The sequence below is a fragment of the Pseudomonas sp. OVF7 genome (assembly GCF_030644265.1).
In the GTDB taxonomy this organism is placed as follows: domain Bacteria; phylum Pseudomonadota; class Gammaproteobacteria; order Pseudomonadales; family Pseudomonadaceae; genus Aquipseudomonas; species Aquipseudomonas gorinensis.
In genome coordinates this window covers 2,328,629-2,351,513 of the sequence record NZ_CP128996.1, presented here as the reverse complement: position 1 = coordinate 2,351,513, position 22,885 = coordinate 2,328,629, and the positions used below count along the sequence as shown (strand labels likewise).

17 protein-coding genes and 1 pseudogene are annotated in these 22,885 nt (G+C 62.2%); 13 read left to right on the top strand and 5 right to left on the bottom strand.

Translation table 11 applies throughout. From position 1 onward, the window contains the following. Positions 1-189: 189 nt before the first annotated feature. Both lon and QU606_RS10680 read right to left on the bottom strand, forming a co-directional pair. The gene (gene lon / locus QU606_RS10685) at positions 190-2,610 is read right to left on the bottom strand and encodes an endopeptidase La (protein WP_024073632.1); all 2,421 of its coding nucleotides are present in this window, start codon (positions 2,608-2,610) and stop codon (positions 190-192) included. 155 nt (positions 2,611-2,765) lie between these two features. After that, entirely contained in the window at positions 2,766-3,755 is a 990-nt protein-coding gene (locus tag QU606_RS10680) for a GntR family transcriptional regulator (RefSeq protein ID WP_024073633.1), read from the bottom strand. A 334-nt stretch (positions 3,756-4,089) separates the two neighbouring features. On the opposite strand from QU606_RS10680, the gene QU606_RS10675 reads away from it, so the two are divergent. The 9 genes from QU606_RS10675 to QU606_RS10635 all read left to right on the top strand — a co-directional run bounded on the left by QU606_RS10675 (position 4,090) and on the right by QU606_RS10635 (position 14,747). Continuing rightward, the gene (locus tag QU606_RS10675) at positions 4,090-5,421 is read left to right on the top strand and encodes an amidase (protein WP_102625198.1); all 1,332 of its coding nucleotides are present in this window, start codon (positions 4,090-4,092) and stop codon (positions 5,419-5,421) included. Between the two features lie 11 nt (positions 5,422-5,432). Then, complete coding sequence (locus QU606_RS10670) at positions 5,433-6,311, top strand: polysaccharide deacetylase (protein ID WP_003210406.1); 879 nt, start codon at positions 5,433-5,435, stop codon at positions 6,309-6,311. 136 nt (positions 6,312-6,447) lie between these two features. Then, the gene (locus QU606_RS10665) at positions 6,448-7,788 is read left to right on the top strand and encodes an MFS transporter (RefSeq protein ID WP_024073635.1); all 1,341 of its coding nucleotides are present in this window, start codon (positions 6,448-6,450) and stop codon (positions 7,786-7,788) included. 10 nt (positions 7,789-7,798) lie between these two features. Beyond that, on the top strand, positions 7,799-8,560 hold the full coding sequence (locus QU606_RS10660; RefSeq protein WP_102625192.1) for an SDR family NAD(P)-dependent oxidoreductase: 762 nt from the start codon (positions 7,799-7,801) through the stop codon (positions 8,558-8,560). Positions 8,561-8,878: 318 nt separating this feature from the next. Next, a complete protein-coding gene (locus tag QU606_RS10655; protein WP_024073637.1) occupies positions 8,879-9,628 on the top strand; it encodes an SDR family NAD(P)-dependent oxidoreductase in 750 nt (249 codons plus the stop codon). 13 nt (positions 9,629-9,641) lie between these two features. After that, on the top strand, positions 9,642-9,944 hold the full coding sequence (locus tag QU606_RS10650; RefSeq protein ID WP_024073638.1) for a hypothetical protein: 303 nt from the start codon (positions 9,642-9,644) through the stop codon (positions 9,942-9,944). Between the two features lie 111 nt (positions 9,945-10,055). Further along, positions 10,056-11,030: a GTP-binding protein gene (locus QU606_RS10645; RefSeq protein ID WP_069075314.1), complete on the top strand. Its 975-nt coding sequence runs from the start codon at positions 10,056-10,058 to the stop codon at positions 11,028-11,030. Continuing rightward, positions 11,027-12,199 carry a PotD/PotF family extracellular solute-binding protein gene (locus tag QU606_RS10640; RefSeq protein WP_024073640.1) on the top strand — a complete coding sequence of 391 codons (1,173 nt, stop codon included), beginning with the start codon at positions 11,027-11,029 and terminating at the stop codon, positions 12,197-12,199. Before QU606_RS10645 ends, QU606_RS10640 begins: the two co-directional genes overlap by 4 nt. Positions 12,200-12,410: 211 nt before the next feature. Further along, entirely contained in the window at positions 12,411-14,747 is a 2,337-nt protein-coding gene (locus QU606_RS10635; RefSeq protein WP_304998372.1) for a bifunctional diguanylate cyclase/phosphodiesterase, read from the top strand. A gap of 103 nt (positions 14,748-14,850) precedes the next feature. Here QU606_RS10635 and QU606_RS10630 read toward each other — a convergent pair whose 3' ends face one another. Both QU606_RS10630 and QU606_RS10625 read right to left on the bottom strand, forming a co-directional pair. Continuing rightward, a complete protein-coding gene (locus QU606_RS10630) occupies positions 14,851-17,262 on the bottom strand; it encodes a glucose/quinate/shikimate family membrane-bound PQQ-dependent dehydrogenase (protein ID WP_304998371.1) in 2,412 nt (803 codons plus the stop codon). 626 nt (positions 17,263-17,888) lie between these two features. Next, positions 17,889-19,907 carry a TonB-dependent receptor gene (locus QU606_RS10625; protein WP_304998370.1) on the bottom strand — a complete coding sequence of 673 codons (2,019 nt, stop codon included), beginning with the start codon at positions 19,905-19,907 and terminating at the stop codon, positions 17,889-17,891. A 211-nt stretch (positions 19,908-20,118) separates the two neighbouring features. Between QU606_RS10625 and QU606_RS10620 the strand changes: the two genes are divergently transcribed. Both QU606_RS10620 and QU606_RS10615 read left to right on the top strand, forming a co-directional pair. Further along, positions 20,119-20,352 (top strand): VF530 family DNA-binding protein, encoded by a 234-nt coding sequence (locus tag QU606_RS10620; protein WP_024073644.1) that lies wholly within the window; start codon positions 20,119-20,121, stop codon positions 20,350-20,352. A gap of 4 nt (positions 20,353-20,356) precedes the next feature. Continuing rightward, positions 20,357-20,980 carry a Pr6Pr family membrane protein gene (locus tag QU606_RS10615; protein WP_024073645.1) on the top strand — a complete coding sequence of 208 codons (624 nt, stop codon included), beginning with the start codon at positions 20,357-20,359 and terminating at the stop codon, positions 20,978-20,980. A 56-nt stretch (positions 20,981-21,036) separates the two neighbouring features. Here QU606_RS10615 and QU606_RS10610 read toward each other — a convergent pair. After that, positions 21,037-21,213 (bottom strand): annotated as a pseudogene (locus QU606_RS10610) (PadR family transcriptional regulator); the annotation flags it as partial. 533 nt (positions 21,214-21,746) lie between these two features. Here QU606_RS10610 and QU606_RS10605 point away from each other — a divergent pair. Further along, positions 21,747-22,256, top strand: coding sequence for a fimbrial protein (locus QU606_RS10605; protein ID WP_041160849.1), 510 nt, complete (start codon positions 21,747-21,749; stop codon positions 22,254-22,256). Between the two features lie 49 nt (positions 22,257-22,305). After that, positions 22,306-22,866, top strand: coding sequence for a fimbrial protein (locus QU606_RS10600; RefSeq protein WP_024073648.1), 561 nt, complete (start codon positions 22,306-22,308; stop codon positions 22,864-22,866). Positions 22,867-22,885: the final 19 nt, after the last annotated feature.

Sequence of the window (22,885 nt, the reverse complement as noted above, 5' to 3'; positions counted from 1 at the left end):
CAGACTTATTGTGGTGAACAGACTTGTTGTGGCGAGCAGGCTTGCCCTGCGTTGGGCTGCGAAGCAGCCCCTCTTAAAAAGACCCCATTCTTCCTGAAAGAATGGGGTCGTTGGTTTTGGGGCTGCTTCGCAGCCCAACGCAGGGCAAGCCTGCTCGCCACAGAGGCCAGCTCAGGGGCTAGAGGTTTATCAGAAGAGCACCTTCGCCACATCCGCAAAACGCTTGGCAAAGTGCACGGTCATCCCTTCCTTCAGATACTCCGGCAATTCCTCGAAACTGCCACGGTTCGGCTCCGGCAGGATCAGCTCGTGGATCTTCTGGCGCCGCGCCGCGATCACCTTCTCGCGCACCCCGCCAATCGGCAGCACATGCCCGGTCAGCGTCAGTTCACCGGTCATCGCCACGCCTTTTTTCGGCGGCTGGTTGCGCGCCAGCGACAGCAGCGCACTGGCCATGGTTACCCCAGCACTTGGGCCGTCCTTCGGTGTGGCACCTTCCGGCACGTGCAGGTGTACGAAGGCTTCGTCGAAGAATTTCGGGTCGCCACCAAACGACTTCAGGTTGGAGCTGATGTAGCTGTAGGCGATTTCGGCGGACTCCTTCATCACATCACCCAACTGCCCGGTGAGCTTGAAGCCGCGGTTCAGCGTGTGGATGCGCGTTGCCTCGATGGGCAGGGTCGCGCCGCCCATGCTGGTCCAGGCCAGGCCGGTGATCACACCCGTGCCGGACAGCACTTGCTCGTTACGGAACACCGGCATGCCCAGGGAGGCCTCCAGGTCCTTGTTGCCGATCTTGATCACCGAGTTTGGCTCATCCAGCAGCTTGACCACGGCCTTGCGTACCAGTTTGCCCAGCTGTTTCTCCAACTGGCGCACGCCGGCCTCGCGGGCATAACCGTCGATCAAGGCGCGCAGGGCGCCGTCGCTGATGGATAGGCTGGTTTTCGCCACGCCGGCTTTTTCCAGCTGTTTGGGCCACAGGTGGCGCTTGGCGATGGCGACTTTTTCTTCGGTGATATAGCCCGACAGGCGAATCACTTCCATACGGTCCAGCAACGGCCCGGGGATCGAGTCCAGGGTGTTGGCGGTACACACGAACAGCACTTTGGACAGGTCCAGGCGCAGGTCGAGGTAATGGTCGAGGAATTCGACGTTCTGCTCCGGGTCGAGGGTTTCCAGCAGCGCCGAGGCCGGGTCGCCCTGGAAGCTTTGGCCCATCTTGTCGATCTCGTCGAGCATGATCACCGGGTTCATCACTTCCACGTCTTTCAACGCCTGCACCAGCTTGCCCGGCAGGGCGCCGATGTAGGTGCGGCGATGGCCCTTGATCTCGGCCTCGTCGCGCATGCCGCCGACACTGAAGCGATAGAACGGCCGGCCCAGGGACTCGGCGATGGATTTACCCACGCTGGTCTTGCCCACGCCCGGCGGGCCCACCAGCAGCACGATGGAGCCGGAGACCTCGCCTTTGTAGGCGCCCACGGCGAGGAACTCGAGGATACGGCTCTTGATGTCATCCAGCCCCGCGTGGTGCTTGTCGAGCACCTTGCGCGCGTGTTTCAGGTCCAGCTTGTCCTCGCCGTACACGCCCCACGGCACCGAGGTGGCCCAATCCAGGTAGTTGCGTGTGACCGCGTACTCCGGTGAACCGGTTTCGAGGATCGACAGTTTGTTCAGTTCTTCATCAATGCGCTTTTGCGCCTGGGCCGGCAGCACCTTGCCTTCCAGCCGTTGCTCGAATTGTTCGACGTCCGCGCTGCGGTCGTCCTTGGTCAGCCCCAGTTCCTGCTGGATGACCTTGAGTTGTTCCTTGAGGAAGAACTCGCGCTGGTGCTCGCCGATCTTGCGGTTCACCTCGGCGGAGATTTCCTTTTGCAGGCGCGCGACTTCGACTTCCTTGCGCAGCATCGGCAGCACTTTTTCCATGCGCTTGAGCATGGGCACGCAGTCCAGCACTTCCTGCAATTCGTTACCGGTGGCCGAGGTCAGCGCGGCGGCGAAGTCGGTCAGCGGCGACGGGTCGTTGGGGCTGAAGCGGTTGAGGTAGTTCTTCAACTCTTCGCTGTACAGCGGGTTGAGTGGCAACAGTTCCTTGATCGCATTGATCAGCGCCATGCCATAGGCCTTGACCTCATCGGTCGGCTCGGTGGGCTGGTGCGGGTATTCGACTTCCACCAGGTACGGCGGGCGGTGGTGCTTGAGCCAGGTGCGGATCCTCACGCGGGTCAGGCCCTGGGCGACGAATTGCAACTTGCCGTTCTCACGGCTGGCGTGGTGCACCTTCACCAGGGTGCCGTACAGCGGCAGGGCGGAGGTGTCGAAGTGCCGTGGGTCTTCCGGCGGGGTGTCCATGAAGAACAGGGCCAGGGAGTGGTGATCGGATTTGCTCACCAGTTCCAGGGTTTCGGCCCACGGCTCTTCATTGACGATCACCGGCAGCACTTGCGCGGGGAAGAACGGCCGGTTGTGGATCGGGATGATGTAGACCTTGTCCGGCAGGTTTTGCCCAGGCAGCGCCAGGCCGGTGTTGGTCGAATGGGATTCAGCGTTTTCGGGGTCGGCGTAATCTTGGAGGTCGATATCCGGCAATTCTTGCTGGTCGCTCATGGGGCACCTGCATAAGTAAGTATGCAGGTTAGATGGGGCGGGTCAGTGGTGGTTTCAATGGCGGGGGCGAGATAGCAACATATTGCATGAAATTACTGCGGCGGCTTGGTCAATGGGAAGGGGAAAGCCCCCTCCCACATTGGGTTCGTGTTGAGTCAGCTGATTTTGTGCAGGTAGACGGGGAGTGGCTGTTCGGGAAGTACCGACAGCACCTTCAAGCGCTGCAACATCCGCTGCCGCGCCCGTTGCAAATGCTCACGCAGGTTCAACGCCGCCGCATCGAATGCGCCATGCAGCAGCAGCTCCAAAATCAAGCGATGTTCGGCGAGCATTGCCGGATCTGCGCCGATCCCCAGCAACCGATAGAAAATCCGGCTGATGATCATCGGGCTCTGGCCCTGGCGAATCAGCGCGGCGATCTTGCGGTTTTGCAGGCCGGCGAGGCAGCGCTGGTGCAGGTCCTCTTCGATCTGCTCGATAGCTTCCAGGCTGCATTGCGGGCTGTCCTGAGCGTCCAGCACGCGTTGCAACATGGCTTCGAGCACCTCGCGGTCGAGGTTGGGCGCGCTCTGGCGCAGGGCTTCGGGTTCCAGGCAGGCGCGCAGTTCGTAGTCTTCGGTGACTTCGCGGGCGGTCAGCGGCCCGGCCAGCCATTGCGAGTAGGGCTCTTTTTCCACCAGGCCACGGTCGCGCAGGCGCATCAGCGCTTCACGCACCACTGCGCGGCTGACGCCGTAGTGGTCGGCGGCGGCCTGTTCGTCCAGGCGGTAATGGCCGAAGGCGATGCAGGTGGAGAGTGCCGCGCCGATTTCCTCGACGATGCGCTCGCCCAGCGGCCGCGTGTCCACCAACTCATCGTCGCCGTTCAGGCCCAGGTGCGCATGGCTCAGGGGCAGGCGCAGCGGCTCCAGGTCCAGCCCCTCGGGGTTGATCAGGTAGCCTCGGCCATTGAAGCGGCAGATCAGCCCCTCGGCATGCAGCAGGTCCAGCGCCTTGCGCACGGGCACGCGGCTGGTGCCGAACAATTCGGCCAGCGGCGCTTCCAGCAGCACCAGGCCATGACGGGCGGTGCCATTGACGATTGCATCACGCAACACCTGGTGAATCATGGCGTACCGGGAGGCCGAGGCGGACACTGCTTTCATCGATTTCTCAAGGGCGTGTAGGACGATGGCCGGGGATTCTCTCATAGATGGGTCTGTCACTCTGCGCCACATCAAGGGCACTTTTTTGGGGCCTTGCCTGTAGGAATGTTACTTTTTGCACCAAAATGTACTTATTAATAAAATATACGTTATTGGGTTAAGGGTTCGCGCCTAAAAGGTGAACCCTTTTTTTTGCCGTGTCGAAAGCATCTATACCGCAGCTCTGGACGAAAAAACCGAATCGCTCTCGCTCACGCACGGACAGACTGGCACGAAAGCTGCCTTTGTAAAATGTACATTTTATTAATATGTACGTTTTATGAGGTTCATGCTGATGTCAGACGCCACTTCACTGGCCGAGGATTTCGCCAGCGGTCGCAGCGACCCGGTGCAAGCCCTCGAACAGGCACTCGATCAAGCGAGCCAGTCGGCGGCTGTGTTTATCTGCCTGACCGCCGAACGTGCCCGTCGCGAAGCCGAAGCCGCCGCCGCGCGCTGGCGTGCCGGCCAGCCCTTGAGTGTATTCGACGGCGTGCCCCTGGCCTGGAAAGACCTGTTCGACGTGGCCGGCAGCATCACCACCGCCGGTGCTGCGTACCGGCGTCATGCGCCGGCCGCTTTGCTCGATGCGCCGAGCGTGGGCCTGCTGTGCCGCGCCGGCATGGTCAGCGTGGGCAAGACCAACCTCAGTGAGCTGGCCTATTCCGGGCTCGGCCTGAACCCGCATTTCGGCACCCCGCATAACCCCCATGGGCGGGATCAGCCGCGTATTCCCGGTGGCTCGTCTTCGGGGTCGGCGGTGGCTGTCGCCGCCGGCATCGTGCCGATCGCCATGGGCACCGACACGGCGGGTTCCATCCGCATCCCCGCGGCCCTCAACGGCCTGGTGGGGTACCGCAGCAGCAGCCGACGCTACAGCCGCGACGGGGTGTTCCCCCTGGCGCACACCCTCGACAGCCTGGGCCCGTTGACCCGCAGCGTGCGCGATGCGTTGGTCATCGACGACCTGCTCCATGGTCGCATTTCCACCCACCGCGTCCGCAGCCTCAAGGGCCAGCGCTTTGTACTGGAACAGGGCCTGCTGGCCGACGTTGAACCTGCCGTGCGCAATAACCTGCTGCGCGGGGTGGAACGCTTGAAGGCCGAGGGCGCGTTGGTCGAGATGCGCCCCTGCGCGACCTTCCAGGCCACCTTGGCACTGATCCAACAGCAAGGCTGGCTTGGCGCCTTCGAAGCCTTCGCCCTGCATGAAACCCTGCTCGACAGCGCCGACGCCGAACAGCTCGACCCGCGCGTACGCCGCCGCCTCGAAGCCGCGCGTTCGCTGCCGGCCAGCCGGTTGATCCACCTGATCGAGGCCCGTCAGCGCCTGCAACAACAACTGATCGATGACCTCGACGGCGCCCTGCTGATCACCCCCACCGTTGCCCATGTCGCCCCGGCATTGGCAGCGCTGGAAGCCGATGACGACCTGTTCGTCAGCACCAACCTCGCCACCCTGCGCCTGACCATGCCCGGCAGTTTGCTGGACATGCCCGGCGTGACCTTGCCCAGCGGCCATGATGCCCAGGGCCTGCCCACCGGGTTGCTGCTCAGCGCCCCGGCGGGGGAAGACGCACGCCTGTTGCGCGCGGCGTTGTCCGTCGAATCCCAACTGACTATCTAAGGAGACACCCCATGGCTAAAGACATCCTCTGTGCATTTGGCGTCGACGTTGACGCCGTCGCCGGCTGGCTCGGTTCCTACGGCGGCGAAGATTCGCCCGACGATATCTCCCGTGGCCTGTTCGCTGGCGAAATCGGCGCGCCACGCCTGCTCAAGCTGTTTGAACGCTACGGCCTGCGCACCACCTGGTTTATCCCAGGCCATTCGATGGAAACCTTCCCTGAGCAGATGAAAGCCGTGGCCGACGCCGGGCATGAAATCGGCGTGCACGGCTACAGCCATGAAAACCCAATCGCGATGACCGCCGAGCAGGAAGAAATCGTGCTGGACAAGTCCATCGAACTGATCACCCAGGTCACCGGCAAACGCCCTACCGGCTACGTCGCTCCGTGGTGGGAATTCAGCAAGGTCACCAACGAGCTGCTGCTGAAAAAAGGCATCAAGTACGACCACAGCCTGATGCACAACGACTTCCATCCCTACTACGTGCGCAAGGGGGATACCTGGACCAAGATCGACTACAGCCAGCACCCCGACACCTGGATGAAACCCTTGGTGCGTGGCGAAGAAACCGACCTGGTGGAGATCCCGGCCAACTGGTACCTCGATGACCTGCCGCCGATGATGTTCATCAAGAAAGCCCCCAACAGCCACGGCTTCGTCAACCCGCGTCACCTCGAAGAAATGTGGCGCGACCAGTTCGACTGGGTCTACCGCGAACACGAACACGCGGTGTTCACCATGACCATCCACCCCGATGTGTCTGGCCGCCCGCAAGTGCTGTTGATGCTGGAGCGCTTGATCGAACACATCCAGAGCCATGCCGGCGTGCGCTTCGTCACCTTCGACGAAATCGCCGACGACTTTATCCGCCGCCAACCGCGTACCTGACCCCAACCCTGTAGGAGCGAGCTTGCTCGCGAAAAGCCTGAGAGCACTGCGTGCATTCAGGATGCCCGCGTCATCGTTGACGATTTTCGCGAGCACGCTCCTACAGAAAGCCCACTCCACCTCCCGAGGCGCGATTATGTCCATCTACAACAAGCTTGACCTGACTGGCTGGAAACCCCGGCAACTGACGTCCCAGGAAGTGCGCTTCGCCACCTGGATCGCGTTTTTCGCCTGGGTGTTTGCGGTGTACGACTTCATCCTGTTCGGCACCTTGCTGCCGGAAATCGGCCGGCATTTTGGCTGGGGTGAGGTGGAACAAGCTGAAATCGCGACCTGGGTGGCGGTGGGGACCGCCGTGGTCGCCCTGGCCATCGGGCCGATCGTCGACAAGCTGGGGCGCCGCAAAGGCATCATCTTCACCGTGGCCGGCTCCGCGCTCTGCTCGGCGCTGACCGCCATCGGTGGGGCATGGGGCAAGTCGCCGCTGATCCTGATCCGTTCGCTGGGCGGCCTGGGGTATGCCGAGGAAACCGTCAACGCCACCTATTTGACCGAACTGTATGGCGCGTCAGAAGACCCGCGACTGACCAAGCGCCGCGGCTTCATCTACAGCCTGGTGCAGGGCGGCTGGCCGGTCGGTGCACTGATCGCCGCAGGTTTGACCGCGCTGTTGCTGCCGGTCATCGGTTGGCAGGGCTGCTTTATCTTCGCCGCGATCCCGGCGGTGGTGATTGCGATCATGGCGCGCAAGCTCAAGGAGAGCCCGCAGTTCCAGATCCACCAGCGCATCAGCGAGTTGCGCAGAAGTGGCGCGGTGAGCGAGGCACAGAACGTCGCCGTGACCTACGGCGTGGATTACGACGAACACAGCAAGGCCGGCCTCAAGGCCGCATTCCGTGGCCCGGCCCGTCGCGCCACCCTGGTGATCGGCGCCGCGCTGTTGCTCAACTGGGCGGCGATCCAGGTGTTCAGCGTGCTCGGCACGTCGGTGATCGTCAGCGTGCACCACATCTCGTTCGAGAACTCGCTGATCATCCTGGTGCTGTCGAACCTGGTGGGTTACTGCGGCTACCTCAGCCACGGCTGGATGGGCGACAAGATCGGCCGCCGTAACGTGATCGGCCTGGGCTGGATGCTCGGCGGCCTGTCGTTTGCCGGGATGCTGTTTGGCCCGAGCAACATGGCGATGGTGGTCGGGCTGTACAGCCTGGGCCTGTTCTTCCTGATCGGGCCGTACTCGGCGGCGTTGTTCTTTATCAGTGAAAGTTTCCCCACCAGCATCCGTGCCACCGGTGGCGCGATCATCCATGCGATGGGCCCGATTGGTGCCGTGGTCGCCGGGTTTGGCGCCACCCAGGTGTTGTCCGCCGGCAGCGATTGGCAGACCGCCGCGCTGTGGTTCGGTGCCGTGCCGTGCTTTTTGTCTGGCGTCCTGATGTTTGCCGCGCGCCATGTGCGCCCGGAAACCGTTCAGTAAGGAGTGATTGATGAGCCGTAAAGTTGCCTTGATTACCGGTGCCGCCAGCGGCATCGGCCAAGCCCTCGCGGTGGCCTATGCGCGCTGCGGCGTGGCGGTGGTGGGTGGGTATTACCCGGCCGACCCCCATGACCCGCACACCACGGTGTCCCTCGTGGAAAACGCCGCTGGTGAATGCTTGATGCTGCCGCTGGACGTGGGCGATAGCGCCTCGGTAGACGCGTTGGCCGCCCAGGCGGTGCAGCATTTTGGTCGCCTCGACTACGCGGTCGCCAACGCCGGCTTGCTGCGTCGCGCACCGCTGTTGGAGATGACGGATGCGCTGTGGGACGAGATGCTCAATGTCGACCTGACGGGGGTGATGCGCACCTTTCGCGCGGCGACGCGGCATATGAAGGAAGGCGGCGCGCTGGTGGCGATTTCGTCGATAGCCGGCGGCGTCTATGGCTGGCAGGAGCACAGCCATTACGCGGCGGCCAAGGCCGGTGTGCCGGGGTTGTGCCGGTCGCTGGCGGTGGAGCTGGCGCCGTTGGGCATTCGTTGCAATGCGGTGATTCCGGGGTTGATCGAGACGCCGCAGTCGCTGGATGCGAAGAACTCCCTGGGGCCGGAGGGCCTGGCCAAGGCGGCGCGCGCGATTCCGTTGGGTCGGGTGGGGAGGGCGGATGAAGTGGCCTCGCTGGTGCAGTTTTTGACCAGTGATGCGTCGAGCTATCTGACCGGACAGAGCATCGTCATCGACGGTGGCCTGACTGTGCGCTGGCCTGACTGATGTACTCGATCCAAAGGTGGGAGGGGGCAAGCCTCCCTCTGATCGAGCATAAATAAGGATTAAATCTTTTCATTAATCGACCGAATTTTTGTGGCGAGCAGGCTGTTGTGCAATCGGGCTGTTCTGGTGAGCGGGCTGTTGTGGCGAGCGGGCTTGTCCCGCGAAGCGGCCCCTGACAAAGACACCTGCGCTGTGTCAGGTACGCCTCAGAGCCTGGTTTTGGGGCCGCTTCGCGGCCCAACGCGGGACAAGCCCGCTCGCCACAGAGGTAGTGGGAGCTCCCACATTGAAACTGTGTTTGATTCAGGAGAATTACCTATGCCCCAACTCACCCATCGCCGCGCCGTGATCACCGGCGCCGGCAGCGGCATCGGTGCCGCCATCGCCCGCGCCTACGCGGCTGAAGGCGCACGCCTGCTGCTGGCCGACCGTAATGCCGCCAGCCTTGCCGAAACCGCCATCGCCTGCCGTAACCTCGGTGCCGAGGTCTTCGAATGCCTGGCCGATGTCGGCACTGTCGAAGGCGCCCAGGCCAGTGTCGACCGTTGTGTCGAACACTTCGGCGGCATCGATATCCTGGTCAACAACGCCGGTATGCTCACCCAGGCGCGTTGCGTCGATCTCTCGATCGAGATGTGGAACGACATGCTGCGCGTCGACCTCACCAGCGTGTTCGTCGCCAGCCAGCGTGCCTTGCCGCATATGCTGGCGCAGCGTTGGGGGCGGATCATCAACGTTGCCTCGCAACTGGGCATCAAGGGCGGCGCCGAACTGACTCACTACGCCGCCGCCAAGGCCGGGGTGATCGGCTTTACCAAATCCCTGGCCCTGGAAGTGGCCAAGGACAACGTGCTGGTCAACGCCATCGCTCCCGGCCCGATCGAGACGCCATTAGTGGGCGGTATCAGCGACGATTGGAAGCGCGCCAAGGCCAAGGAACTGCCCTTGGGACGCTTCGGCCTGGCGGATGAAGTGGCGCCCACCGCCGTGCTGCTGGCCAGTGAACCGGGTGGCAACCTGTTCGTCGGCCAGACCCTGGGCCCGAACTCCGGCGACGTGATGCCATGAGCGGGCGATAACCATGTGCGGACTCTGCGGACTGCTCGGCGAAGACCTGCACTGGAGCGACCCCCTGGGCGACGAGCTGCCCCGGCGCCGAGAACGCCTGCGCCGGATCGCCGCGATCAACCAGGTACTGGCGGCGTTCCGGCTCAAGGTCGAAGACTTTCAGGGGGCGTCCTACCTGCTGCTGGGCGCTACCGGTAAACAGGCACTGGCCAGCGGGCTGGATCAACTCTGGCAGGCGGCCGAAACCATGCTCGGTCGCCCGCTGGATCCCCTCGACCCCCAACTGCTCGATCACTTGGAAAACAGCCCCCTGTAGGAGCGAGCTTGCTCGCGAAAAACTCACAGGCGCCGCGTTCATTCAGGAAACACGCGTTATCGTTGACGTTTTTCGCGAGCAAGCTCGCTCCTACAGGGTGCGGAGATAAATATGAGCATCGCACTGAATGTCATCACCGGCTTCCTCGGCAGCGGCAAGACCACCTTGCTCAAGCGCCTGCTGCACGGCGAAAGCCTCGGCGACACCGCGTTGCTGATCAACGAATTCGGCGACGTCGGCATCGACCATCTGCTGGTCGAAGAGGTGGCCCCGGACACCGTGCTGCTGCCCAGCGGCTGCGTATGCTGTTCGATCCGTGGCGAGTTGAAAGACGCGCTGCTCGGCCTGTTGCAACGCCGCGAGCGCGGCGAAATCCCGGCCTTCAAACGGGTGATCCTGGAAACCACTGGCCTGGCCGACCCGGCGCCGATCCTGGCCACCCTGAACAACGACGTGCAACTGCGTGGGCGCTTTCACATTGGCCTGGTGATCACCCTGGTCGACGCCTGCCACGCCGCCCTGCAAGAACGCCTGCACCCGGAATGGCTGGCCCAGGTCGCGGCGGCGGATCGCTTGCTGCTGAGCAAGACCGACCTGGAAGGCGACTGCGCGCCCCTGCGCGCGCATTTACAGGCGCTCAATGCCGGTACGCCGATCCTCGATACCCATGACATCCACAGCGGCGACCAGTTGCTGCTCGGCGAAGGCTTGCGCAGCGCCGAACCCGCCGTGGAGGTCAGTCGCTGGCAACTGCACCAACCCACGGCCGCCACCCACGGCGCTGCGCAAGTGTGCTGCCTGACCTTCGACCAGCCATTGGATTGGGTCGGCTTCGGGGTCTGGTTGTCGATGCTGCTAAGATGCCACGGCGAACGAATCCTTCGCGTCAAAGGACTGCTCAACGTGAACGCAAGTTTGGCCCCCATCGTTATTCATGGTGTGCAGCACTGCCTGCATGCCCCGGTCCACCTGCCGGCCTGGCCAGGTGCCGAGCGGCAATCGCGCCTGGTGTTCATCCTGCGCGGCCTGGACCCGGCGCAGTTGCGTCGCTCGTTCGACGTGTTCTCACGGCGGTTCGCGGCATGATCACATTGCGCGTGCTCGGTACGTCGGTAACGCTGCTCGAATGCCTGCGTGTGCGGGCCGAACAGGAGTTGGGCATTCGCCTGGTGTACCAGGTGCACGATGTCGAACAGGCCCAGCGCATCGCAGTGATGCAGCCCGACAGCTACGACCTGTATGACCAGTGGTTCCACAACGTCGACTTCGTGTGGCCGGCGCGGGCAATCCAGCCCATCGACACCCGGCGCATCGCCCTGTGGCACGAGATCAACGACCTGCCCAAGCGTGGCCGCCTTTCGGCCCATGACCGCCTGGGCAGCGGCAGCGTGCCCAGCGAGCGCCTGTTCGTACAGCACGACGGCAGCCTCGGCAGCACCGTCACCGAACGCATCAGCATGTTGCCCCTGACCCACAATGCCGACAGCTTTGCCTACCGCCCCGAGCGCCTGCCCGAGGGTTTCAGCCACGGCAATGAAAGCTGGGGCTGGCTGCTCGACCCCGCCTGGAGCGCGCGCACCGCGTTGCAAAGCGACGCCGCCATCGGCGCCCTGGACGCCGCGCTGGCAGTGCAGGGCGCCGGGCTGGCGACGTTCAAGGACATCGGCAACATGAGCATCGAAGAGATCGATGTACTCGCTGACATTCTGGTGCGCAAGCAGAAGGAAGGGCACTTCGCGGCGTTCTGGTCGGACGATGAAGAAGCCGCGCAATTGATGCTCAGCCCGAGCATCGATATCCAGAGCCTGTGGTCGCCCACCTTGATGCGCTTGCACCGGGCGGGGGTGAAGTACCGTCTGGCGGTGCCCCGCGAAGGCTATCGCGCCTGGTTCGGCGGCCTGTCCCTGTCGCGGCATGCCCAGGGGGCGGTGCTGGATGCGGCGTATGCGTATCTCAATTGGTGGTTGTCCGGTTGGCCGGGCGCGGTGATGGCGCGCCAGGGTTACTACATCGGCAACCCGGCGCGCAGTCGCGACCACCTGAGCAGCGCCGAATGGGATTACTGGTATGCCGGCAAACCTGCCCGTGAGGAATTGCTCGGCAGCGATGGCTTGCCGCTGATTGATATCGGCGAAGTGCGCGACGGCGGTTCCTATGAGCAACGCATGGGGCATATCGCCGTGTGGAACTCGGTGATGGATGAGCACAACTACCTGGTGCGTCGTTGGGGGGACTTTATGCGCGCCCGTGGCTGACGGCCCGCCCAACGTTTGTCGCCAATAAAATGACAGCGAAGTCCCCGGTTTTATTGGGTGCACTTGTCCTTGCTCCCAGCTAATCTGCTAAAACTGAATATCCATCGACGATGGATATTTTTTTGACGCCAGGTCAGCAGTTCGCGAGGGACGCGCTATGACACAGGGACGCAGTGGCATAAAACGACGAACGCTGCCAGAGGGCACGGCAATGGCGTGGCGCCACACGTTTCAAACTCGTATCGCCGGAGTGCTGGTGTTGCTGCTGCTGGTGGTGGTCGGCGCCACCTACCTCGCCGTCAAGGCCGCCACCTCCCAGGCTGTGGAAAACCAGGCCCAGGTCCAGTTGAAGACCGGCAGCCAGGTCTTCGAACGCCTGCTGGAACTGCGGGGTCGCCGCCTGCAATACGGGCTGGATTGGCTGACCGCCGATGGCCCCTTCAAGCAAGCCGTGGCCGAGGGCCAGGCCACACCGATTCTGGCCGCCGTGCGCCGCCACGGCAGCGGTATCCGTTCCAGCCAGGTGTTTGTGCTGGGGCTCGACGGCAAGGTGATCGCCAGTACCTTGCCGCTGCTGAGTCGCGGTCAGCTGTTTCCCTACGATGCGGCGTTGCGCCAGGCACGGCGCAGTGGCTTGCAGATGTTGATCGTGGCCATGGACGGGCGACCCTACCTGCTGGTGCAGGATGAAGTGCTCGACCCGCTGCCCATTGCCCGAGTGGTCATGGGCTTCCCCATGGACAAAGGGTTCGCCCATGAATTGCGCTCCATGAGCAACCTTGAGGTGTCGTTTCTCAGTGTGCAGGACGGCCGTCCCGGCACGCTGTTCAGCACCCAGCCCGACGCCTACCAGGCCACTGTGTTCAACCTGTTGCGCGACACACACCTCGAACGTGACGCACAGATCACGTTGTTTTACGGGCAACGCGTGCTCAGCCAAGTGCTGCCGCTGGCCAATAACGGCGATGGCGATGACGTGCGCGTGCTGCTGCAAAGTCCGCTGGACCATGCGCTGGAGTCCTTTGCTCCGCTGGACCGGCAGTTCCTCGGGATTGCCCTGGCGGTGCTGCTGGTGTCATTGGCCGGCGCGCTGTTCCTGGCGCGCCGTGTGTCACGACCGCTCAATGCGCTGGTGGAGGCGGCTGGACGCATTGGTGCCGGTGATTACCGCACGCCGGTGCGGGTGCGCAGCCACGACGAATTCGGCCTGCTGGCCCGCGCCTTCAACGCCATGCAAAGCGGTATCGCCGTGCGCGAGCGGCAACTGGCGCATAACGCCTTGCATGACCCGCTGACCGGCCTGCCCAACCGCGCCCTGGCCATGGAGCGCCTGGGCAGTGCGATCAGTGCAAGGCGGCCGGTGGTGTTGCTGTACCTGGGCATCGAGAACTACCGGGTGATCAACGAAGGCTTCGGTCCCGAGGGCGTCGAGGAAATGCTGCGCGAAGCCAGCCGCTGTCTGTCCATGAGCCTGTTGGCCAGCGACACGGCCGCGCGCATCACCGGCAGCGAATTTCTGCTGCTGCTGGAAAACACCGAGATCGACCGCGCCGTGGCCCGCGCCGACCGGCTGTATGCACTGCTCACCGAGCCCCAACGCATCGGCAATGACGAACTGCGTCACGAAGTCAGTATCGGTATCGCCGCGTACCCCGCCGATGGCCAGCAGGTGGAAGAGTTGATCGGTCGCGCCGCCATCGCTCGTCACGATGCGGCAGCGCTGCCAGGCTACCTGCAGATCTACCAGCAGGACCGCGACCTTGCGCACCAACGTCAGATCACCTTGATCCGCGACTTGCGCCGGGCCGCCGTCGAAGGCGAACTGTTCCTCTGCTACCAGCCCAAGCTCGATCTCAAACAGGGCGATGTGCGCCAGGCCGAAGCCCTGCTGCGTTGGCAGCACCCGAGCCTGGGCCTGGTGTCTCCGGCCGAATTCATCCCCTTGGCCGAGCGCACCGGCAGCATGCGCGGCCTGACCCAGTGGGTGATCGAAGAAGCCATCCGCCAGGTGGGTGAATGGGCACAGCGCGGTATATCGATCCAGCTGTCGGTGAATATTTCGGTGGATGATCTGGGCGATGATGACCTGGCCACTCGAGTCACCACCTTGCTGCTGCAATACGGCGTATTGGCCCAGCAGTTGATTTTCGAGATCACCGAAAGCGCGATCATGCACAACCCGCAACAGGCCCTCAGTGTGCTGGACCGGTTGCGTGGTTGCGGCATCAGCCTGTCGGTGGATGACTTCGGCACCGGTTATTCGTCGTTGGCGCAATTGCAGCGCCTGCCGGTGCAGGAGTTGAAAATCGACCAGTCCTTTGTACGCAACCTCGACAGCACCAGTGGCGATGGGGTGATCGTGCGTTCCACCATCGAAATGAGCCACAACCTGGGGCTCAAGGTGGTGGCCGAAGGGGTGGAGTTCGAGCCGAGCCTCAAGCTGCTCAAACTGTGGCATTGCGACACTGCCCAGGGCTATCTGATCAGCCGGCCCCTCAGTGCCATGGCGTTCGAGATGTGGATGCGGCGCGAGCGGGTACCGCTATAACGACGGGTGCAGTCCACCGCCTCTCCCATATTTTGATTTTCTTCGCTCATGAAAAAGGCGGCTACCTGTGAGGGTAGCCGCCTTGGTTTGCCGCCGATACAGCTTAATCCGGCAGTTTGAACGCCATCACGTAGTCACCCTGCTTGGTGCCCAGGGAACCGTGACCGCCGGCCATGACCAGCACGTATTGCTTGCCGTCCTTGCCGGTGTAGGTCATCGGGGTGGTTTGCGCGCCGGCTGGCAGGCGACCTTCCCACAGTTGCTTGCCGTTTTTCACGTCATAGGCACGCAGGTACTGGTCGAGGGTACCGCTGAGGAACGCCACGCCACCGGCGGTGGTGAAGGTGCCGCCCAGGCTAGGCACGCCCATGGTCAGGGGGATTGGCACGGGCGAGCTGTCGCGCACGGTACCGTTCTTGTGCATCCAGATGGTTTTGTGGGTGGTCAGGTCGACCGCTGCCACATATCCCCACGCCGGTGCCTGGCACGGCAGGCCCATGGGCGACAGCATGGCTTCGAGGATCACGCCGTAGGGCGCGCCTTTGTTCGGCTGTACGCCTTGGGTTTCGCTGATGCGCGGGCCTTGCTTGGCGATATCGGCGGCCGGGATCAGTTTCGATTTGAACGCCATGTAGCTTGGGTTCACGAAGGCAATCTGGCGTACCGGGTCGACGGAAATGCCACCCCAGTCGAACACGCCGAAGTTACCTGGGTACACGATCGAACCTTGCAGCGATGGCGGAGTGAAAGCCCCGTCGTAGCGCAGGGACTTGAAGTCGATACGGCACAGCAGTTGGTCGAACGGTGTCACGCCCCACATGTCGCGCTCTTTGAGCGGCGGTGGCATGAAGTTCAGGTCGGACTTCGGTTGGGTCGGCGAGGTATGGTCGCCAGCGACTGCGCCTTGCGGCACTGCCACTTCGTGGATCGGCACCACCGGCTGGCCGGTTGCGCGGTCCAGGACGTAGATGCTGCCTTGCTTGGTCGACGCCATCACCGCTTGCTTCACGCCTTCAGCGGTCTTGATGTCGATCAGCGAAGGCTGGCCGCCCACGTCCATGTCCCACAGGTCATGGTGGGTGAACTGGAAGGTCCACTTCACATGGCCGCTGTCGATGTCCAGGGCTGTCAGGCCGGCGCTGTATTTTTCCGAGTCTTCGGTACGGTCGCCGCCGTATTGGTCAGGCATCTGGTTGCCCATCGGCAGGTAGAGCATGCCGAGCTTTTCATCCACGGCGAACATGGACCACATGTTCGGCGAGTTGCGGGTGTAGGTCTTGCCCTCGGCCAGCGGCGTGGTGTCGTCGGGGTTGCCGCTGTCCCAGTTCCACACCAGCTTGCCGGTGTGCACGTCGAACGCGCGGATCACGCCGCTGGGTTCGTCGGTGGAGACGTTGTCGGTGACGTGGCCGCCGATCACCACCAGGTTCTTGGTCACGGCCGGTGGCGACGTGGAGTAGTAACCGCCTGGGGCGAAGCTGCCGATATTGGCACGCAGGTCGACCTGGCCTTTGTCACCGAAGTCTTCGCACATCTTGCCGGTGTCGGCGTTCAGGGCGATCAGGCGTGTGTCGGCCGTCGGTACGAAGATGCGTTTCGGGCAGGCATTCGGCGCGACGGCGGGGCTGGCGCTGCCGGTGGGGCTCTGCTCGGACGCGTAGACGGCGTCATCGTGATACGACACGCCACGGCAGGTCATGTGCGCCCAACCCTTGAAGTTCTCGGCACCTTCGGTGCTGATCTTCGGATCGAAACGCCAGATTTCCTTGCCGGTATCCGGGTCGAGGGCGATGACTTGGCTGTGCGGGGTGCATACGTAGAGCATGCCGTTGACTTTCAGCGGGGTGTTTTCCGCCGTGGTCTCACCCGGGTCGTTCGGGCCGGGGATGTCGCCGGTGCGGTAGGTCCACGCCGGGACCAGCTTATGGGCGTTTTCCGCTGTGATCTGCGCCAGGGGCGAGTAGCGATCGCCATAGGCGGAACGACCGTAGGAGTTCCAGTCGCCATCGGCCTGGGCCGGTGCCGCACTGGCCATGCCCGGTACCGCGTCGCGGTCCAACTGGCCTTTGATCTCACCGGGGTTGGTGAACTGGCTGGCGATGGCTGCGGCGCCCGCCAGTACCACGGCCACGCTCAGCGCGCCGGTACCCAGCGGGGCCGGTTGGCCACGCAGCAACGGACGGCGAAACCATGGGAGCAACATGACGATACCCAGGGCGAACAGCAGTGCCAGGCGCGGCACCAGTTGCCACCAGTCCAGGCCGACTTCCCAAAGTGCCCACACGGTGCTGGCGAGCAGCACCAGTGCGTACAGGCCCAGCGCAGCGCGGCGGGTGGCCAGCAGCAAGAGGCCGGTCAAGGTGATGCCGATACCGGCCAGCAGGTAGTACAGCGACCCGCCGAGCATCGTCAGCTTGATACCCCCGGCCAGCAAGGCCAGGCCCATGATCAGCAGCAAGACTCCAAGCAGCCTGGGCAGCAGGCGACTTGGACTTGAGGCACCGTCAGTGCTCATAGTTGTGTTTCTCCGTTACGTTGGAATTATGTAACCCCGTGCTTCACTGTAGATGACGATTCGGCGCGGGCTTGGTTCAGCGTTCATTCGGGTTTTTCTGTGGATAACTGGGTTATCCACAGGCGGGCGATTTATACCCAGGCGCAGGTCGGTGCAAGACAGCGCTGTCTCTGTTGCGAGGGGAATTCGGCAAGATGGGGTCGACCGGAGAGTGAAACGTTTCAGTTTATTGCGGCAAGGATAATGGGAGGACGCGCCGAGAGAAAGCGCAAATCGCAAGATGCATCATTTCCGATTCGGTAACAGTGATTGTGGCAAGCCCGAATGCCGTTCAGTTAAGGCAGAACACCGTAACTGTGGCGAGCGGGCTGGCCTGTGGCGAGCGGACTTGTTGTGGCGAGCGGGCTTGCCCCGCGTTGGGGCGCGAAGCGGCCCCATTACAGGCAATGTGTTTTTAACTGACACACCGCGTTGCCTGGTTTTGGGGCTGCTGCGCAGCCCAACGCGGGGCAAGCCCGCTCGCCACAACAAGCCCGCTCGCCACAACAAGCCCGCTCGCCACAACAAATCCGCTTGCCACACCAGGCCGGCTCGCCAGCTCCCACAGGTAGGATTCGCGGGTTTTTTTAGAAGGTGGTGCGTATGCCGAATTGCACGCTACGCCCCGGTGCCGGTGCGATATCACGCAGGATCGAGCTGGCGTACCGCACGGTCTGGTTGGTCAGGTTCTCACCGTTGACGAACGCCAGCCACTGGCTGCCTCCCACATTGAAGCGATACCCCGCGCTGGCGCCCAGGGTGGTGTAGCCATCGGTGCCGCTTTCGTTATCTGGCACACGGCCTTGGCCTGCGGCATGTTCCACGTCGATGCGCGCCTGCCAGCGGTCCAGTTCCCATAGCAGGCCGCTGTTCAAGCGCAGCGGTGCAATACGCGGCAAGGCTTCGCCGGTGTCGAGGTTGGTGGCGCGGGTGTAGTCGCCCGACAGTTCCAGCGCGAACTTACCGTAGGCGCTTTCGCCGAGCTTCCAGTGATCCTGGGCTTCGAAGCCGGCGAAACGGGCGCGCACGCCGGAGTATTCATACTCAGGGATGCCGCTTGCGTCTTCTTCGCCTTCGTCGTTTAGCGTACGACCCGTTCCCAGCAGCCCGATGTAGTTGGAAAAGCGGCTGTAGAACACACCGAAGCTGCCCTTGTGGGTGCCATTGTCAAAGCGCAGCGCCAGGTCGCTGGACACCGCTTTTTCTTTCTTCAGGTTGGCATCGCCCAGTTCGTAGGTGCCGGTGGCGACGTGGGCGCCATTGGCGTACAGCTCATAGAATGTCGGTGCGCGTTCGGTGTAGCCCAGGGTCGCGGCCACGGACCAGACGGGTGTGAGGGTGTAGACCGCCCCGGACGACAGGCTGCCGGCGGTGAAGTCATTGGCCTTGTCGGCATTGGCGAAGCGCGCGTTGCCTTTGGCGTCCGGGTCCACACGGGTGTGTTCCAGGCGCCCGCCGAGGCTGAGTTTCAGGCGTTCGGTGGCCTGCATGTCCTCAAGGATAAACAGCGCGCCAGCGTTGGTGTCGGTTTGCGGCACGAAGGCTTCTTCACCCAGGGCCGAGAACTCATTGCGAGTCACTTGCGCGCCGACCACGCCGTCGAACGGGCCGATTGGCTGGTGGCGCGCTTCAACCCGCGCTTCATAGCCCTTGTTCTTGAAAATCGTGCCGGTTTCACCGCCTTCGATTTCGCGGTGTTCGTAGTCGGTGTAGCCGGCGTCGAGTTTCACCGAGGTAAACGGGCCTTGCAGGTTGCGCATCTCGGAGGCGAACGCGTAGTGATCCTGCTTCATGCGGATGCGCACGTCCTGCTCGGCGGGGGAGCCGTAGTTACTGTCATAGCTGCTGTAGGACAGCCCGGCGTAACCATCGTCCCAGGTGTAGGAGCCGCCGACTGCACCGCCGTCCTGGCGCCCGTCACTGTTGCCCAGGCGGCCATTTTTACCGGGGCCATCTTCGGCCTCAGGCGCATGGCGGCTGCGGGCAAAGCCTGGGATTTTCAGGTCGTTGAATTCCCGCGCGTTGGCGTCCAGGTGCAGGGCGAAGGTGCCATTGCCGGCTTCCAGTTTGCCGGCGCTGCTGCGCGTGGTGTCGGCGCCACCGTAGCGCAGTTCACCGGCACCGTGGATGCCTTCGATGGCTTCGGTGGGGATGCGGTTGTCAAAGGTATTGACCACGCCGCCGATGGCGCTGCCGCCATACAAGAGGGCGGCCGGGCCACGCACGATTTCAATGCGCTCGACATTGACCGGGTCCAGCGGCACCGCGTGGTCGTAGGACAGTGACGACGCGTCCAGCGCGCCGACGCCATTGCGCAGGAGGCGAATGCGGTCGCCGTCCTGGCCGCGAATGATCGGCCGGCTGGCACCGGGGCCAAAGTAGGACGACGACACACCCGGCTGCTTGTTCAGGGTTTCGCCGAGGCTGCCTTTTTGTTGCAGGGTCAGGTTATCGCCTTCGAGCACGGTGGTCGGCGACGCGAGTTGTTCGTTGCCCAGCGGGTTGCCGGTGATGACCTGGGAGGGCAGTTCCAGGGCGTGGGCTTCGGCGCTGATCAACAGGGCGGCGGCCAGGGGGGACAGGCGCCAGAGAGGGGAGCGGGACATCATACATTCCTTGGCAAAACAGCAAAAAAGAGAAGGCTGAAACGGTAGTGAAAGGCTGGATTTTGGTAATTGTTGTTACAATATAACATCTCTTTTTTGGCTGAAAAGGGGAACTTTTTCCCAGGGGCTATATTCAATGCGGTGCTTCCACCTGTACGCCCCGTCGGCTAAGGTGCGCGGCTGTGTTTCCTCTTTTTGCAAAAGGCCCGGCATGACCGCGACAAGCAACGACCCCCTCCACGGCGTGACCCTTCAGCACGTCCTCACCACCCTGGTGGAACATTACGAATGGGCGGGCCTCGCCGAGCGCATTGATATCCGCTGCTTCAAGAGCGACCCGAGCATCAAGTCCAGCCTCACCTTCCTGCGCAAGACCCCCTGGGCGCGCGAAAAAGTCGAAGGGTTGTACGTCAAGTTGATGCGCACCAAACGCCCGCTGGACTGATGACATGAAGCGGTATGTGGCGGCAGCGGCGCTGGCCGGTTGGACAGGGTTGGCGATTCAGCAGTACCTGATTTTCTATTCGCGCTGGCAAGCCGGTGCCAGCCTGTTGGGCGGGTTGATCAACTTTTTCAGTTTCTTCACTGTGCTCACCAACACCCTGGTAGTCGTGGTGCTGAGCTATGCGCTGGTCAACCGCGAGTCTGCCGCGAAGCGGTTTTTCCATTCACCCAGGATCAGCAGCGCGATTGCCGCGAGCATCATCGTGGTAAGCCTGGCGTACAACCTGCTGCTGCGGCATTTGTGGAGCCCCACGGGCTTCCAATTCATCGCCGACGAATTGCTGCATGACGTGATGCCGGTGTTGTTTTTTATTTACTGGTGGCGCTGTGTGCCCAAGGGTAGCTTGCGCGTCAGGCACATCGGCGCATGGGTGGTCTACCCGTTGGTGTACTTCGCCTATGCGCTGCTGCGCGGTGACCTGCTCGGGCAATATCAGTACCCGTTCATCGATGTGAGCACCCTCGGTTATCCACAGGTCTTTGTGAACGCGGGGGGGATCCTGGCGGGGTTCGTGGCAATCGCCCTGGGCCTGGTGGGGCTGGACAAAGTCATCAAGCCCCGGTCCTGACTCATTCTTCTTCAGTGCCTTCGGCACGCCAGTAACCGACGGCCTTGAAGAACGCTTGCATCGCCCTGGATCAAATCGCTTTCCTCCAGAAAAGTCAGCGTCGGGTAGATCACGCCTGAGCTGGGGGTGTACGCGCCATCGAACAGGCTTTCGATCTGACAAATCAGCTCATAGCCATGACACGGCTGTTCGACGATCAATGCCGGCAGCAGCAGCTTAAGGTCGCCGGGCAAGCACCTCTGTGTGTATCAATATATAACTTGAGATATATCTTGTTATCTGTCCAAGGGCTACCCGCAGGTGGTCTTGGGAGGGGTGTTAATTATTTAACGCTTAAAGGCAATTAATACCGTCAACGCCCGTGTTTTTTTTATCTTGGTGAGAACTTTCTTACATATTCGTTCTGCAAGTCATTCAGATTAATCTTCGAGTAGGCTGTTTCTTACAGTTTATTTTGATGATTTGATCGTGTTCGTTAATTTTCCTACTTCTCTTGGTGTTGCGGGGCTACGCAATGATGAGAAACGTACGGCTTACATAAATCCAATTGTAATAGAAGCTTTCCTGGCCTTGAGCGTGTCCTGATTTGCAATACAAATAATTGGAAAAGTAGTTTTGCGTGCTATTGCATGAATCGCACTTTTACCAAGAGGGAATCAGATACAGACACCTGTTCGGCGCTTGTTTGATAAGTCCTGCGCACTACTTCGGCAGGGTTTCCTTATGACGTTCATTGATGTGTGAGTATTGGCAAATGAAAACCAAAATGAAAACTGCGCTGTTGTCTATTGGCTTGTTGGTAGGGGCGACCTCCGTTGCTCACGCCGCAGATGGAACAGTGACGTTCATCGGTTCGGTCCACTCGGGCGCCTGTTCGATCAAACCTGACTCGGTGGATCAGACCGTTCAACTGGGGGCGATCGCAAAGCATCAGTTGCAGTCGGGAGGGAAATCTACTGCCCGGCCTGTGCGTATTGAACTTGAAGGCTGCGACTTGACCGGCCTTACGGATAAGACGGTGACCACCACCTTCACCGGGGCACCGTCCAGTGCCGTGCCGGGCGCAATCGGCACTGTGGGTGGCGCGGGCGGTGTGGGCGTCATGATGACCCATGGCGGCAAACTCATCGAACTGGGCGTCCCTACAACGCCGCAGGCCATTGGCGTCGGTGACAACACCCTGGAGTTCGGGGCCTACGTACAAGGCGCCGCTACGGATCCGATCATCCCGGGTAGTTTCAGTGCGGTAACCAACTTCACCTTGGCTTATCAGTAAGTTGTTCCCCCGCCACTCAGGTGGCGGGGGACACTGGCGGGAGATAACGGTGAAAACATTCATAAACCTCGCTATCACCTCTTCATTGGCGATGTTCATCAGCCCTTTGGTTTTCGCGCAGGCACCTGCACAAGGTGCTGGAGTCGTCACACTCGGTGGAGAGGTCATCGACTCAGCGTGCGGGCTGGAACTGGCCAGTGTCGATCAATCCATCGAGATGACGCCCGAGCCCATTGGCCGGCTCTTGCGGAACACGATAGGAGCCCCCCACCCCTTCCAGCTACGCCTGGTCAACTGCTCATTGACTCGACCTGACCCGTCGCGTCCGGGGGCAACGCTGCCTGATTGGCAGCACCTGCAAGTCACGTTCGACGGTCCTCGCGATAGAAACGGGCGCTCGTTTGCCGCCCTCGGTGATTCACAGGGGATTGCCATTCATATCTGGGATGCGGCTGGCCAAGAGAGTGTTCCGGGCGAGCCGATGGCTCTGCTTCCGTTGGCGGAAGGTGACATGACACTTCACTACACGCTTCGCCTGGTCGGAAACGGACTGCCGCTGATGCCTGGTGCTCACAGTGCCGCGGTGCGATTCAAGTTGGACTACTTTTGAACAGTGATGGGTTGCTTTC

Excerpts from the sequence above, each read along its gene's own strand:
- lon (WP_024073632.1), bottom strand. The coding sequence starts at position 2,610 with ATGAGCGACCAGCAAGAATTGCCGGATATCGACCTCCAAGATTACGCC.
- QU606_RS10680 (WP_024073633.1), bottom strand. The coding sequence starts at position 3,755 with ATGAAAGCAGTGTCCGCCTCGGCCTCCCGGTACGCCATGATTCACCAG.
- QU606_RS10675 (WP_102625198.1), top strand. The coding sequence starts at position 4,090 with ATGTCAGACGCCACTTCACTGGCCGAGGATTTCGCCAGCGGTCGCAGC.
- QU606_RS10670 (WP_003210406.1), top strand. The coding sequence starts at position 5,433 with ATGGCTAAAGACATCCTCTGTGCATTTGGCGTCGACGTTGACGCCGTC.
- QU606_RS10665 (WP_024073635.1), top strand. The coding sequence starts at position 6,448 with ATGTCCATCTACAACAAGCTTGACCTGACTGGCTGGAAACCCCGGCAA.
- QU606_RS10660 (WP_102625192.1), top strand. The coding sequence starts at position 7,799 with ATGAGCCGTAAAGTTGCCTTGATTACCGGTGCCGCCAGCGGCATCGGC.
- QU606_RS10655 (WP_024073637.1), top strand. The coding sequence starts at position 8,879 with ATGCCCCAACTCACCCATCGCCGCGCCGTGATCACCGGCGCCGGCAGC.
- QU606_RS10650 (WP_024073638.1), top strand. The coding sequence starts at position 9,642 with ATGTGCGGACTCTGCGGACTGCTCGGCGAAGACCTGCACTGGAGCGAC.
- QU606_RS10645 (WP_069075314.1), top strand. The coding sequence starts at position 10,056 with ATGAGCATCGCACTGAATGTCATCACCGGCTTCCTCGGCAGCGGCAAG.
- QU606_RS10640 (WP_024073640.1), top strand. The coding sequence starts at position 11,027 with ATGATCACATTGCGCGTGCTCGGTACGTCGGTAACGCTGCTCGAATGC.
- QU606_RS10635 (WP_304998372.1), top strand. The coding sequence starts at position 12,411 with ATGGCGTGGCGCCACACGTTTCAAACTCGTATCGCCGGAGTGCTGGTG.
- QU606_RS10630 (WP_304998371.1), bottom strand. The coding sequence starts at position 17,262 with ATGAGCACTGACGGTGCCTCAAGTCCAAGTCGCCTGCTGCCCAGGCTG.
- QU606_RS10625 (WP_304998370.1), bottom strand. The coding sequence starts at position 19,907 with ATGTCCCGCTCCCCTCTCTGGCGCCTGTCCCCCCTGGCCGCCGCCCTG.
- QU606_RS10620 (WP_024073644.1), top strand. The coding sequence starts at position 20,119 with ATGACCGCGACAAGCAACGACCCCCTCCACGGCGTGACCCTTCAGCAC.
- QU606_RS10615 (WP_024073645.1), top strand. The coding sequence starts at position 20,357 with ATGAAGCGGTATGTGGCGGCAGCGGCGCTGGCCGGTTGGACAGGGTTG.
- QU606_RS10605 (WP_041160849.1), top strand. The coding sequence starts at position 21,747 with ATGAAAACTGCGCTGTTGTCTATTGGCTTGTTGGTAGGGGCGACCTCC.